Source organism: Bacillus suaedaesalsae (assembly GCF_016890225.1).
Classification (GTDB): domain Bacteria; phylum Bacillota; class Bacilli; order Bacillales; family SA4; genus Bacillus_BS; species Bacillus_BS suaedaesalsae.
The window spans coordinates 107,895-121,985 of sequence record NZ_JAFELM010000043.1 but is presented as its reverse complement, the minus strand read 5'-3'; the positions used below and the strand labels follow the sequence as shown (position 1 = coordinate 121,985).

The 14,091-nt window shown below is 36.5% G+C and carries 16 protein-coding genes; 1 reads left to right on the top strand and 15 read right to left on the bottom strand.

All coding sequences use genetic code 11. From position 1 onward, the window contains the following. Nucleotides 1–89 precede the first annotated feature (89 nt). From JR050_RS17240 to JR050_RS17175, 14 genes are all read right to left on the bottom strand, one after another. Entirely contained in the window at nt 90–1,607 is a 1,518-nt protein-coding gene (locus JR050_RS17240) for an aldehyde dehydrogenase family protein (RefSeq protein WP_204204862.1), read from the bottom strand. Between the two features lie 42 nt (nt 1,608–1,649). After that, nucleotides 1,650–2,423 (bottom strand): enoyl-CoA hydratase-related protein, encoded by a 774-nt coding sequence (locus tag JR050_RS17235; protein WP_204204861.1) that lies wholly within the window; start codon nt 2,421–2,423, stop codon nt 1,650–1,652. Between the two features lie 9 nt (nt 2,424–2,432). After that, the gene (locus JR050_RS17230) at nt 2,433–3,212 is read right to left on the bottom strand and encodes an enoyl-CoA hydratase/isomerase family protein (protein WP_204204860.1); all 780 of its coding nucleotides are present in this window, start codon (nt 3,210–3,212) and stop codon (nt 2,433–2,435) included. Then, nucleotides 3,205–3,513, bottom strand: coding sequence for an EthD family reductase (locus JR050_RS17225; RefSeq protein WP_204204859.1), 309 nt, complete (start codon nt 3,511–3,513; stop codon nt 3,205–3,207). The genes JR050_RS17230 and JR050_RS17225 overlap by 8 nt, the downstream gene beginning before the upstream one ends. A gap of 48 nt (nt 3,514–3,561) precedes the next feature. Next, complete coding sequence (paaD, locus tag JR050_RS17220; RefSeq protein ID WP_204204858.1) at nt 3,562–4,047, bottom strand: 1,2-phenylacetyl-CoA epoxidase subunit PaaD; 486 nt, start codon at nt 4,045–4,047, stop codon at nt 3,562–3,564. Between the two features lie 74 nt (nt 4,048–4,121). Continuing rightward, entirely contained in the window at nt 4,122–4,937 is an 816-nt protein-coding gene (gene paaC / locus JR050_RS17215; protein ID WP_204204857.1) for a 1,2-phenylacetyl-CoA epoxidase subunit PaaC, read from the bottom strand. Continuing rightward, the gene (paaB, locus tag JR050_RS17210; protein ID WP_204204856.1) at nt 4,930–5,289 is read right to left on the bottom strand and encodes a 1,2-phenylacetyl-CoA epoxidase subunit PaaB; all 360 of its coding nucleotides are present in this window, start codon (nt 5,287–5,289) and stop codon (nt 4,930–4,932) included. Before paaB ends, paaC begins: the two co-directional genes overlap by 8 nt. A gap of 15 nt (nt 5,290–5,304) precedes the next feature. Continuing rightward, the gene (gene paaA, locus JR050_RS17205) at nt 5,305–6,258 is read right to left on the bottom strand and encodes a 1,2-phenylacetyl-CoA epoxidase subunit PaaA (protein WP_204204855.1); all 954 of its coding nucleotides are present in this window, start codon (nt 6,256–6,258) and stop codon (nt 5,305–5,307) included. A 154-nt stretch (nt 6,259–6,412) separates the two neighbouring features. Continuing rightward, nucleotides 6,413–7,237 (bottom strand): CAP domain-containing protein, encoded by an 825-nt coding sequence (locus JR050_RS17200; RefSeq protein ID WP_204204854.1) that lies wholly within the window; start codon nt 7,235–7,237, stop codon nt 6,413–6,415. 363 nt (nt 7,238–7,600) lie between these two features. Continuing rightward, the gene (gene ytvI / locus JR050_RS17195) at nt 7,601–8,626 is read right to left on the bottom strand and encodes a sporulation integral membrane protein YtvI (protein ID WP_204204853.1); all 1,026 of its coding nucleotides are present in this window, start codon (nt 8,624–8,626) and stop codon (nt 7,601–7,603) included. A gap of 262 nt (nt 8,627–8,888) precedes the next feature. Further along, nucleotides 8,889–10,514 carry a glycerol-3-phosphate dehydrogenase/oxidase gene (locus JR050_RS17190; protein WP_430392895.1) on the bottom strand — a complete coding sequence of 542 codons (1,626 nt, stop codon included), beginning with the start codon at nt 10,512–10,514 and terminating at the stop codon, nt 8,889–8,891. Between the two features lie 279 nt (nt 10,515–10,793). Further along, on the bottom strand, nt 10,794–11,057 hold the full coding sequence (locus tag JR050_RS17185) for a hypothetical protein (RefSeq protein ID WP_204204852.1): 264 nt from the start codon (nt 11,055–11,057) through the stop codon (nt 10,794–10,796). Between the two features lie 15 nt (nt 11,058–11,072). Next, entirely contained in the window at nt 11,073–11,738 is a 666-nt protein-coding gene (gene bshB2 / locus JR050_RS17180) for a bacillithiol biosynthesis deacetylase BshB2 (protein ID WP_204204851.1), read from the bottom strand. Between the two features lie 13 nt (nt 11,739–11,751). Continuing rightward, nucleotides 11,752–12,096 carry a YojF family protein gene (locus tag JR050_RS17175; protein ID WP_204204850.1) on the bottom strand — a complete coding sequence of 115 codons (345 nt, stop codon included), beginning with the start codon at nt 12,094–12,096 and terminating at the stop codon, nt 11,752–11,754. 84 nt (nt 12,097–12,180) lie between these two features. Between JR050_RS17175 and JR050_RS17170 the strand changes: the two genes are divergently transcribed. Continuing rightward, nucleotides 12,181–12,435, top strand: coding sequence for a hypothetical protein (locus tag JR050_RS17170; protein WP_204204849.1), 255 nt, complete (start codon nt 12,181–12,183; stop codon nt 12,433–12,435). Between the two features lie 879 nt (nt 12,436–13,314). Here the strand turns inward: JR050_RS17170 and JR050_RS17165 are convergent. Then, the gene (locus JR050_RS17165) at nt 13,315–14,091 is read right to left on the bottom strand and encodes a 3-hydroxybutyrate dehydrogenase (RefSeq protein ID WP_204204848.1); all 777 of its coding nucleotides are present in this window, start codon (nt 14,089–14,091) and stop codon (nt 13,315–13,317) included.

The following is a 14,091-nucleotide window of genomic DNA, read 5'->3' as shown; positions in this document are numbered from 1 at the left end:
AGTCCCTCCTTACTATTCATTAAGACCAACTATGTCTAACAATATGAAACGAGCACCTCTTTGAGTGCTCGTTCTTTTCTCTATCTAACTTACACACCAAATGGATTTAATGGTCTCGAGCCGTAATAAGAGATGATGCTCTTAGTTTCTGTATATAAGTCTAGCGTTTCAATACATAACTCTCTACCGAATCCTGATTGCTTGTAGCCACCGAACGGAGTACCAGGAAATGCTGAGAACGGACAGTTTACCATAACAATTCCAGCTTGGATTTGGTTTGCAACACGTGTTGCTCTTCCATGATCTTTTGTCCAAATCGCAGATCCTAATCCAAATTCACTGTCATTTGCTAGTTTAATCACTTCCTTCTCATCAGAGAACTTCATCACAACAACAACAGGTCCAAAGATTTCTTCACGAACTGCTTTCATGTCATGATTTACATTTGTAATGATTGTTGGCTCATACCAATGACCATTTTCAAGGCCATCTAATTTTGCTTCTTTCCCACCTGTTACAATCGTTGCACCATCTTCTATTGCAGATTTTACATAGCCATCAATTACTTCAAGCTGGTCTCTACTTATAATGGCACCAACATGTGTTTCTTTATTTAATGGGTTTCCTAATACTAATTTCTTCGTTTTCAGAGTGAATTTTTCTATGAACTCATCATAAATATCCTCATGTACATAAAGACGAGATCTTGCTTCACAAGATTGACCTGTGTTATAGAAGATACCAAATAATGAACCATCAACTGCCGCATCAACATCTGCATCGTTAAATACGATATTTGGAGATTTACCACCAAGCTCTAGCGTTACTCTCTTAAGCGTTTTAGAAGCGCGCTCCATAATGTTTTTCCCAATTGGAGTTGAACCTGTGAAAGCCACTTTGTCTACCTTCTCATGTTCTACTAAGTAATTTCCAACTTCAGATCCAGCGCCTGGAATAATGTTAACTACACCTTCTGGAACTCCTGCTTCAATACAAATTTCTCCTAATAAGATCGCAGTAAGTGGAGTTAATGTTGCAGGTTTTACAACAACTGAACAACCAACTGCGATTGCCGGAGCAACTTTCCAAGCAGCCATCATTAATGGATAATTCCATGGAATAATTTGCGCGCAAACACCTACTGGTTCTTTTTCTGTATAGTTATGGAATGCACCCGGAACGTTATTTACAACTCCACGGTGACCAACGATAGCCCCCGCATAAAACTCGAAGTCTTCAATTGCTTGCATGACTTGACCTTGAGCTGCAGATAAAGATTTACCGCTATCTAAAATCTCTAATTCTACTAACTCGTTAAAACGAGCTCTCATAATTGATGCGATTTTGTTTAATACACGTGAGCGCTTGTTTACAGGGAAATGACGCCATTTTCCAAAATCAAACGCATTTCTAGCGGCTAGTACAGCCTTTTCTGCATCTTCTTTAGATGCTTTTGCTACTGTTGCAATAGCTTCCCCCGTTGCAGGGTTGTATGTAGTAAATGTTTCTCCATTTTCACTATTAACACGCTTTCCATTAATGATTAAATGATAAACCTCACGCTTCATCTCAAGCTGTTCAAACGATTGTTCTTTAACTGTTGCCATGAATTGTTCATCTCCTTTGATTTTCGGGTCTTTGACTGTACTTTATTTTCCAACAAAGGTCGGTCTGCGCTTTTCAACAAACGCCATTACACCCTCTTGATGGTCGATTGTTTTACCAGCAATTCGTTGATTTTGTGCTTCTAATTCTAAATATTCATCATAAGAAATATTCCAGCTATTTTGTAAGGATCTTTTTATTAGCCCTATTGCCTTTGTAGGCATAGCAGCTAAACGAGTTGCAAATGCATGTACCTCTTCCAAAAACGTCTCGACTGGAACTACCTTTGTTACAAGTCCAATATTCTTCGCTTCGTCTGCAGAAATTTTTTCACCTAATACCGCTAGCTCTAATGCTTTCGCATGCCCAATTAGTTTAGGTAGTGTGTATAAATTACCAGAGTCGGGAATGAGTCCGACATGAATAAACGCTTGAAGCATACTTGCTTTTTCAGATGCAATTCGGAAGTCACATGCAAGTGCTAAGCTTAATCCAGCTCCTGCAGCAACACCGTTAATTGCAGCAATTACAGGCTTTTCTGTTGCAGCTAGTTGCTTCATCATTGGACCGTAGTTTGAGCGCAATACTTCCCCATGATCCATTTCCTCTCCTACGCCTTCTAGGTCTTGCCCCGAGCAAAATGCTCTACCTGCTCCAGTCATTACAATACATCTTACGTTATCGTTCGCTTCTGATGACTTTAAGGCATGAGCAATTTCTTTATTCATTTGCGCAGTAAAGCTATTTAGTCTATCTGGACGATTAAGCGTAATCCATGCAAGTTGATTCTGGATTTCATATTGAATCGTTTCGTACATTATGACGCCCTACTTTCCTTTAAAGTTTGGCTTTCGTTTCTCAATAAATGCTTTCATCCCTTCCTTCTGGTCCTCAGAAGAAAACAAAAGGTAGAAATTCTTTCGTTCAAATTGCATTCCCTCATAAAGTGGATAATCAATTGCCTTTAAAACGGATTCCTTAATGAGTCTTAAAGCAATTGGTGGTCTTGAAGCAAGCTTTTTTGAATATTTAACAGCTTCTTCTAACAACACCTCTTTTTCTACAATACGGTTAATGACGCCATATTGGATTGCTTCATCAGCACTCATTCGGTCACCAGTCAATAACCATTCAAGCGCTTTCATTTTACCCATTAATTTAGTAAGTCTTTGCGTTCCACCCGCGCCAGGCATTACACCTAGGTTCACCTCTGGAAAACCAAACTCAGTTCGTTTTGCCGCAAAGAGAACATCACAGCAAAGTGCAAGCTCAAAGCCTCCGCCTAACACAAATCCTTGGACGGCACCAATAATTGGTTTTTTCACTAATGCAAATCGATCCCAACAGGCAAATTGATTTAATAGCTCTAACTCTATCGAACTATCATCTTTCATTTCGTCAATGTCAGCACCTGCAGCAAAAGCACGACCATTACCTGAAATGAGAATTACTTTTACTTCAGGATTTTGATCAAAGCTTTCAGCTGCAGCTACTATTTCAGATACCATTTGACGATTGATGGCATTTAGCACTTTGGGTCTATTTAACGTAATAAATCCAATACCATCCTCAATTTGAGTCTGAATAAATTGGAGCTGATTACTCATTCACTTCTTCACCAATCATTAATGTCACAAGATCTCCTGCAAATGACATTAAATCTTTTCCAGAGGCTTTTGATTCATCTGTTCTCATCGCTATTTTTAACGCTTCATGGCTCTCATAATACATTTCACACATTAAGTAATATTTCCCTTCTCCACCCATTGGTGAGCCTACAACTCTTGTTACTTCCATTTTTTGTAGTCCTGGAATTTTTGCTGTAATTGGAGCGTGTGTTTCAAAATAATGCTTGTCAAAAGCTTCCTTGTTTTCTGGGTGCTTGTATAAAGCGATTAATTTTACCATTTTTCATTTCTCCCTTATTTTTAGATAGCTAGTATACTAGCTTCATTACTACATGAGTGTAGAGATTGGTTTCATTGCTTCAAATGGATTTTTACAAGATTTACAGTATAAAATACTTCTACATGCAGTTGGACCAAATATGTTTTCGAGTGTTGTATACGTCGATCCACAGTAAGGACAGTCAACGTGCCACCCTCCATCTTTTTCCATTTGTTTCGGCGGAGGAGCTATCCCAAACTTCTTTAGCTGCTCCCTTCCCTTAGAAGTTATTCGATCTGACGTCCATGGTGGGTGGAAGATAAATTCTACGTTGATCGTAAAAGCATCTCCTACTTCTTTTGTTACTGCACTTTCTACATTCTTCTTAATGATTTCAAGTGCTGGGCATCCCATGAACGTTGGTAATAATAGAATGGTTATTTCATAATTAGTTAATTTTATTTCGTGAAGCATCCCTAAGTCTAAAATATTTATAGAGTCTATTTCGGGATCCTTTACAAACGATAGTGCAGTCCTTACTTGTTCTTTGATCATGAGTTCTTCACCCTTTAAATAAGGAACACTTACATCCTTACAGTTTATTACAAATCTTCTTTAACTATTACACTCTACCAATTTGCCGCTGGATTTATGTTATACACTTCACTTAGCGTAGTTAGAGCTACTTCAAGATCTTTTGTATGTTGACCGATTCTTCCATTTCCTTTTTCCATCTCCATTGTTAACGGAATTTGCAATTGCAGATTTTCAAAGACTGGTGTCATCGTTGCGACCCAACGTTGTTTTATTTGTTCTTCACCTTCTATTAATCCAAGACTTGAAATATTGGAAGATTGATCCCCAAGTAAAAATAAGTCACCAAGATTACTAGATACCTTTTTAACTGCCTGTTCCATTCTCTCTCTTGCTTCTCCACCAGCTTTTACTAGCTCTTGAAACCACGTTTTCCAATGCAGTAAGTGATAATATAGCTCCATGTTTACTTTAACAGCAGCTTCGGCTAAGGGTTGATAGCTAGAATTTTTTAATGAATCAATGCGAATTTTCTTTGCTTGGGTATAGAAGTAATGGCGAACGACTGCAAAAGCCCAGTCAAAATGTGGTTCTGATAAATACGTACCTGTACCGTTTACTTCTTCTAACATGATTGAATTTCTTCGGTCTTCCGCCTGTCTAGCATGTGCTAGATAATCCATGTCTCCAGCACCTATATCCTCTAACAACTTATAAAAGATTGCGGCGTGCCCCATCGTATCTTGACTAATTGAGGAAAAGGCAACATCCTCTTCAATATGAGGGGCAAGGCCAAGCCACTCAGAACCACGGAAGGCTACGATAAAATCGTCATCTGCTAATTGAAATAATAATTCGGTTAGTGCTTCCTTATATATTGGATTAGAAATTGACTTTGATTGCTCACTCATGACTTGATTTCTTCCCTCCCCATGATAATATTTCCTTTTCATCAAGCATCTCTTGCTCGTAATGACGCCATTTTTTCTTTAAATAGCCATAGCCTTTTGCATTACGATAATCTTTATTATCGAGACGATGAAGAGACAGCTTTTCTTCTTGAGTCATTTTTCGAATATGAGATCGGTTCACTACCCAAAGATCAGCTACTGATTCTCTTCTCATAAAATTTTCTTGTGCCATAACAAGAGCAATTTCTTCGTTAGGAGCTAGTAAACTGAATTGATATTGCATGGGGGCAGTATCTGTTCTTTTGCTGAACACTTCAAATTCTTGATAAAAGCTATTGTCTTTGTTCGCCAATGAAATCCCCCCTTTTTACTTGCTCAATGCTTCTCTAACCCAAGCGTTATTTTGATGAGCAATTTCTCTTAGTCGCAAGCGATCCTTTGATTTTGGACCATTATTTTTAACAATTTGCTTAAAATAATTCCAATCAGGTTGCTGGTAAATCCATGTATTTTGCTCTTCATCATAATGCAAGGACGGATCTGGCAACGTTAAGCCGAGCGAAAGTATGCGTGGTACGTATTTTGTAAAGAAATCCTGTCTTAACTCTTCATTCGTTTTTGTTCGTATTCCATACTTAATCGTAATATCTTGTTTCGAAGTACCTGTTGTTGAAGCATCAGCTGGACCAAAGAACATCAATAGTGCATCCCACCATCTATTAATCGCATCTTGAATCATTGCACGTTGTTCTTTCCATCCTTCAGCAAGGGCAATAATAATTGCCTCCCCGTGTTGTGCATGGAATACTTCTTCTGCACAAATTCTTTTCAGCGCTCTCGCATAAGGTCCATAAGAAGCATCTAACATATTAGTTTGCGAAATAATGGCCGCCCCATCAACTAACCAACCAATTAACCCAGCATCTCCCCAAGTTGGCGCTTCCATATGAAATACATTATGAAACTTTAAATCTCCTGAAAATAAATCTTGCATAATCTGATCACGTGATTTCCCAATAGGTTTCATCAAATCTTCAGCAACTCGGAGCAACAATTGTCCGTGGCCCATTTCATCTTGTACTTTAGCCATGATTCCAAGCTTTCTGCGCAGAGAAGGTGCTTTCGGTACCCACTCTTTCTCTGGAAGAGCCCCCATAATTTCGCTAATACCGTGCATGGAAATTAACTTAATTAATGCATAACGATATTCATCTGGCATCCAATCGTCTGCTTCAATTTTTTCCCCAGCATCAATCCGCGATATAAAATGCTGAAGCTTCTCTTCTTCTGTTAAAGATTGAAAAGAAAGAAGGTCGGACATAATAACGCCTCCTAATTATAACGTATATTTAACGATATTATATAATAACGTTATATAATTATCAATCTAGAAATTTCAAAAAATTTACTCATTTTTATTTCTATGTATCTTGCAAAAATAAAAAGCACTCAAATGAGCGCTTCCGTTTATACTATTATTTCCCAATAAACATCTGAGTCCAGTAGTTACCAGACGATACATGTCCTACACCGATATGGGTGAAATTCGTACTTAGTATATTTTTTCTATGACCTTCACTATTCATCCAAGCGTTCACAACTTCCTGCGCGGAACGTTGACCCATGGCGATGTTTTCTCCTGCGGCACGATATGTGATTCCAAATTGCTTCATCATGTCAAATGGAGATCCGTACGTTGGGCTAGTATGAGAGAAATACTTATTACTCTGCATATCACTAGATTTCTTTCTCGCAACTTCACTTAGTTTATTATCAACTGAAAGTGTTTTTAATCCATACTTGGCACGTTCTTGGTTCGTTAACGTTATAACTTCTTTTTCAAATTGACTTAATGAATACATTACTTCATGCTTAGGTGCTTTTTCTGTTGGTTGTTGTTGAACAGGCTGTTTTTGTACGGGTTGATTAACTGGCACTGGCTCTTTTATTAGCTCTGGTACTGGCTCTGGTGCTGGCTCTTGTACTGGCTCTTGTACTGGCTCTTGTACTGGCTCTTGTACTGGCTCTTGTACTGGCTCTTGTACTGGCTCTTGTACTGGCTCTTGTACTGGCTTTTGCATTTCCTCTATAGGTTTAGGTTGATACCGTTTATAGTAGTTATTAATTAGCTGTTGTAACCAACTGTTCCAGTTGTTCACTTGTCCATTTGAAACGGATACAACATATTTCTTTTGATAATCGTAAATAGTTTGTATTTCTGTTCCATTTGCTGAACTAGCTAGGGGAGCTCCTCCAACGATCATTCCTGCAATCACTAATGATGTAACAATTTTCTTCATGTGAAAACCTCCTCTAGTGTTGTTTGGTACAACCTAATTGTAGCACGACTTTTTTGTCATATTTGAGGGATATTTTTCCACACAAAAATACACAAGGACCAAACTGTGGAGTAAAACTATTGAATATCTAGTCTTTATAATAATTTTAGCTAATTTCAGGAATGGTACATTTCCCCTTCTATTTTCCACATACGGAAAAGATTACTAAAAATATGATATTGACAATCTAGTAAAACCTTGATGAATATTTCAAATGTTAACTCCATATGACAAAGCTTTCGTTAATTTTACAGATGAAATTCGAATGAAAAAAGACCAAATCAACAAAATGATTTGGTCTACTAGTAGTCTTCGTTTATCGTACTATAATTTAAATTGATACTTAATAATCCCAGCTTTTTTAAACGTATCGAAAATGATGATCACCGTTGGTCCTACTATTAATCCAAGAAAGCCGATGATTTGAAAACCAAGGTACATACTAATTAAAGACGCAAGTGGACTGATCCCCATACTTGATGAGTATACTTTCGGTTCAATCACTCTTCTTACTACGGTAATGATTAAGAACATAATAATTAGTCCAATTCCTGTATCTTGCTGTCCTGTAACGAAACAATACACAGCAAATGGCACTAAAACAGATCCAGTTCCAAGTACAGGTAAAATATCGACAATCACAATAACAATTGATAGGAGAATTGGATAGTCAACCTTTAAAATTAATAACCCTACATAAGCAAGAACAAAGGTTAATGCGCTAAATAGTACTTGAGCTTTTAGAAAGCCCACTCCTGCTCGATTTAATTGTTTTGAGATCACAAGTATCTTCTCTTTTGTTTTTTCAGAAAACATTTCAAGTATTTTTAGTTTAAGTCTCGGTAATTCTAAGCTAAATAAAAAAACCGCAATGAAATACACAAGAATCTCAATTAAAATTTGAGGTATCGTTGTAATGAAGAGTAATACCGATTGTGTTAAATTGGATGTCCAGCTTAATATCGATTTCTCTAATGATTCAAAACTAGCTTCTATTGAATCAATAACATCCTTCGGAACATTAGCAGAAAAAAGTTCCCATTTATCAATGGATTGACCAACCAGGATGTTGATTTTCGCCAAAACAAAAGGCAAATTGTTAGAGAAGTAAATGAGCTGTTCGATAAGCTTTGCTAAAACTATATAACTAATAAATCCTGTTATTGATAAAAAAAGAACAAACACAATTAATACGGAAAATCCTCTTTTTAGTTTCCACCTTTTAATGATGGAAGTTACAAAAGGCTCAAATAAAACTGCAGTGAGTAAAGCTAATAAAATCGGTACACTTTTGGGTAGTAGAAAATATAACAATATTGCTATGATGATTAGCAACAAATATTTTTTCATAAAAAGACCAGCTCATTTCAATATAATTTCCTACTATAAAAGTAACCTGTCCTTATAGCTTTTATCAAGTAGAAATACTCGCAATATCATAAATATTTTTACTATTGAAAGGCTCTTTTTGTAAATTTTGTTGTAATTAAATAAAATTCTTATTATCTTTATGTGTCTATATGTGAAATACACATTACAAAGACGAAAAGATGCCCCAATCTCTACTAGTTTCTCTACTTCAATAAACAACAAACTATTCAAAAACAGCCTATTAGAAAGATACATCTAATATGAGATTTTCACTCTCATTTACATACCTTTCCTTATCATACTCAGTCCACCCTAAATAGTATCCCATTACTTCTGCAATTGCATGATGATACTTCCGACATTTTTCTATATTAAAGTAAAGCGTGCCAAGTCTCCTAACAAAAATATCACTAGGTTTTACAGCCATTTCATATTTAATGGAGTACAGGACTTGAATGAATAGATCAAAGGGAATGTTAAAATTTTTATGATCCTTTTTATACAAGTCTGTTAATTGAAAGATTGTATTCACATTAGAACCATATAGCCTCGCTAACCTTTCACCTTCTTCTAAAGAAAACCCATACCTTCTAGCTTTCAACTTATTCTTCGAAATAAATTGTGTAAAGTCCCCTTCTAAATCTCCACCAGAAATGGGAGTATTCCGAGTCATACAAGCATTAGTTACTTTTTCTTTTCTTATAATTCTATCCACTATTTGTTCTGCCATTTTCCGATAACCAGTAAGTTTACCGCCTGCAATTGAGATGAGTCCACTTGATGACTCCCAAATTTCATCTTTTCTTGATATTTGCGATGGAGCTTTCCCTTCTTCCTGTATTAGAGGTCTCAAACCAGACCATGAAGATTCGATGTCTTTCCTTTGTAATAAAACAGATGGAAACATCTCGTTGATGGCTATTAACAAATAATTAATATCATCATCTATAATACGAGGATTTTCTTTCCCATCATCATAAAACGTATCCGTTGTCCCTACATACGTTTTGTTGTCACGAGGAATCGCAAAAATCATACGTTTATCATGTGTATCAAAATAAATAGCATTGTTCAGCGGAAACCTCTTACGATCGATTACAATGTGAACTCCTTTCGTTAGCAATAATGACTTAGAACGATTATTAGAATCTAATACACGAACATCATCTACCCATGGACCAGAGGCATTCACTACATGTTTGGCTAAATATTCATAAGTCGTTCCCTTCAATTGATCTTTCACTTTTACTCCCATGACTTTATTTCCTTCATAAATTAATTCAGTAACTTTCGTATAATTGGATAGAAATGCACCATGTTTAGCTGCGGCCTTTAAGACTTCAATTGTCAGTCTTGCATCATCAGTTCGATATTCCACATAATAGCCACTACCTAAAAGATTATCATTCTTTAACAGTGGTTCAATACTAAGTGTCTTTTCTTTCGTTAACATCCTTCTTCTTTCCTTCTTTTGAACAGAAGCTAAATAATCATATATATATAAACCGAGTGATGTTGAAAATTTTCCAAACGTTCCTTTTTTATAAATAGGAAGCATCATCCATTCTGGAGTTGTCACATGTGGCCCGTTTTTATAAACAATTGCCCGTTCCTTTCCTACTTCACTAACCATCTTCACTTCAAATTGCTTTAAATAACGCAAACCTCCATGAACAAGCTTCGTCGAACGACTTGATGTGCCCGCTGCAAAATCTTGCATTTCAAATAAGGCAGTCTTGAATCCCCTAGTAACTGCATCAAGTGCAATTCCCGCGCCAGTAATCCCACCACCAATCACAATTACATCAAACTTTCGCTTATGATAGTTACGTAAATTCTCCATTCTTTTTTGTGCTGAAAATTGCAAGACATTCACCTCTATTAGTAAGGCTTATTACCTAAAATTTGTTTCTTTACAACCATATCTAATGAATGAGGAACACAGTAAAGAAGATGCTCTGAAGTTATTAATTTAGTTTGATTTTAATCGTTTAAGAACTATCAGTAATCTACTTGAAAACAGTCTTTATAAAAGCATCATCGACACATATTTATGTAATTTGAAAACTTATATACCTTGCTTTAACGTATTTACCTGAAGAAACACAACTGAAAAAAACCTGTCCGAATTCGGACAGATTTTTTATTAAAGCTTACTCAATTCTTTTTCATATAATTTGATAATCGCTAGTTTATCATTGTCTGGAATGGATGATTCCAAAATTCGTTTTACAGCTAAATAAAACTTTTTATGAGGAGTTGAACGGGCACGTGGATGGGTAAGTTCATCCATTATATCAGTAAGTATCGCTTGCCTGATTGTTTCTTGTGCATTTCCATTTACCAGAAGGGGCCGATTGTGCCATAACTCACGGAAGGACTGCAGCAGCTGATCATCTATTTGCTCCATTCTTAGGCTTCCCATCTAGTCATTAAAGCGGTATGTCCAGAATGATTCTTTTGATAACCAATGCATAATATCTGGATCTCCTGCTTTAAACTTTTCTTCCATCCCATCAGTCATATAACCTGTCTGACTTTTATGAGCTTTTAGCGCATCAATTTTATTTTTGTACACTTTTTCAATATTAATATGAATGTCCGGTTCACCAAGTACTTCTCTACAGTTTTTCGAAAATGCCATTGCATACGTCACCGGTCTTTCGTCTTTTGGAAGACGAGATAGTGCTATTATTGTGGCTGCCCCAAAGGCGTCATGATCCGGATGAACTGCAAATCCTGGATAATGAGTAATGACTAGTGATGGTTTCACTTCTAGTAAAATGTCAAAGATTGAGTCTGCTACAATTTCTGGATCTTCAAATTCAATGGTTTTGTCTCTAAAACCCATCAAACGTAAATCTTGAATACCCATTGCAGCACAAGCTTCTTCTAACTCCTTCTTGCGAATTAACGGTAACGTTTCACGATTCGCAAAAGGAGGAATCCCCATGTTCCTTCCCATTTCACCTAGCGTGCCACAAGCATATGTAACGGTGACTCCTCTTTTTGTATGCAACGAGATAATTCCAGCAGCACCAAAAGCTTCGTCATCTGGATGTGGTAAAACAACAAGTACATGCTCTTTCATTTCTCTTCACTCCTTATTCGAAAGGTGTTTCACTAATTTGGAATGCAACTGCTAATTTACCCTCTGGGTCATGTCCTGCTATAAGGAGACGACCTTTTTCGTCTATTTTCCAATCTGTTAATCCTTCCGCGTAAATCCAACCTATTTCCATTTTTAATCCGATTCGATATGGACCTTCTCCTTGGATTTTCCCTTCCGAGTATTGAATTTCCCCATTGCGGATATATGCACCAACTACCATCTTCTCCCGCAAATGACTAGCATAAGCACCGTTTGTTGTTTCTAAATGTAAATAAATTGTTTTATTTTTAAACGAATCTAAGGATTGTTGGACTTCTTCTTTTACGATCGGTTTCAAATGTCCTACCTCCATTTTTTTATGTATGTACCACTAACTATTAGGAAACGATATATTAGTAAATTCTAACAAAGGGTGAGATAATTGGAACTTAAGGAAAATATGTTTTTTACTATCACAGAAAAGTTTATCCCTAATTTCAGCAAAGCACAAACATTACGTATTCTTCAGTTTAACGAAAAAACAGTTGAGATTGAAATGGAAAATGCGCGTTCTCGTGGTGCTTTTCCCATTGATCAGTTTTTAGGGTTAATAAAAAACGGATCATTAATCTTAACTAAAGAAACTTCACTTCGAACTGAATTAGCAGAAATTGAAAGTGAAAATCCTGCTTCCTAACAATATGATAGCAGAAAATTACTATCTTTAAAAAGATTTGGTACTTATTATGTAGTAATTATTAGAATCCCCAAATACACTATTTTTAAAGAAAAGCCCAAGGGGATTGATTGTTGTGAAGGAATATATAGGTACATGTGTGAAGTGTGAGAAGCCTGTTTATTGTTTTGATGGGTTTTTAAACGGGACGGTTGTAGAAGGAAAGGTCATATGTTTTGATTGTGATCAGAAATATTGAACTTCATAATTTAAGGACATCAGAAAAAGAAGCATTTTGAATGGCGAATCATTCGGAATGCTTCTTTTAGTCTTTACATTTATTTTGGATTTAAGATGGATAATTATCTAATTTTAATTGTTAGACTTAGCTTAAAGTTTAAGACCTATCTATTTTATAATCTGTTTGTTTTGACAAACAGATTGGAGTTGAATACACAATGTAAACCACATAGAAACATAAAGAAGAGGATAGGACATAACTAAAAACATCATCCTCAAGGGCAAGTAATATCTAAATTATTTATGAATCAGTTACGCTAGAAGAACACGTTTGTTCCATTACGCTGCAGACACTCGCTTTCCGCGGGGAGGAAGCTGATGGTTATTTTCACTATCGTGAAAAAACCTACCTCCTCGCCTGCGCCTGCGGGTCTCAGCCTTTCCTCTACTTCCCGCAGGAGTCGAGTGTCTTCCGCTCCATTCCACTAGATTTTTATAAATTGGATGCAAATCAAACAATTCTATTGAAAGCAACAAATAAACACCCGAACTATTAGGTGAGAGATTCATTAAAACATCGCCAAATAGTTCGGGTTTATCATTGACTGAAATACTTATGTCTCAGCCTCTTATGATATCTACCTAAAGTTATTCACTCTTTTATTGTGCTGTATATCCTCCATCAATGACTGTTGCTTGCCCTGTAATTCCTTTTGCTGCATCACTCGCTAAAAATAAAGCGTAACTAGCAATCTCTTCAACTGCTAGAAGTCTTTTTTGTGGTACAAGCGGATATATTACTTCCTCTAACACTTTTTCTAGTGCGACTTTTCTTGTTTTCGCTAGGTCTTCTAATTGGTTTCGTACTAAAGGTGTATCAACATATCCAGGGCAAATTGCATTAACCGTAATACCATGCTCTGCACCTTCTAGCGCTGCAACCTTTGTTAAACCTATTACACCATGTTTAGCTGAGTTGTAAGCTGCCTTTCCGGCAAACCCTACTAAGCCATTTATGGAAGCCATATTTAGAATTCTCCCAAAACCTTGCTTTTTCATAATCGGAAAAACATGTTTTATTGCAATAAACGGTGCTGTTAACATGACTTTTGTTAATAGTTCAAATTTTTCTACTGGAAATTCCTCAATGGTCGAAACATACTGTAATCCAGCATTATTAATGCAAACATCCAATCTACCATAATGGTTAACACTTTCATTAATCGCATGAATTACCTCTGTTTCATTAGTTACATCACATCTTAATCCAATCGTTTCATATCCTAGATCATTTAATTCTCTAGATGCCTCTACTACCTTTTCGCCATTTAAATCCGTGAGTACGACGTTTGCTCCAGCAGTCGCAAATGCCTTTGCCAGTTCAAAACCGATTCCACTAGCTGCACCTGTGACAAATACAACCTGTGATTGGACCAT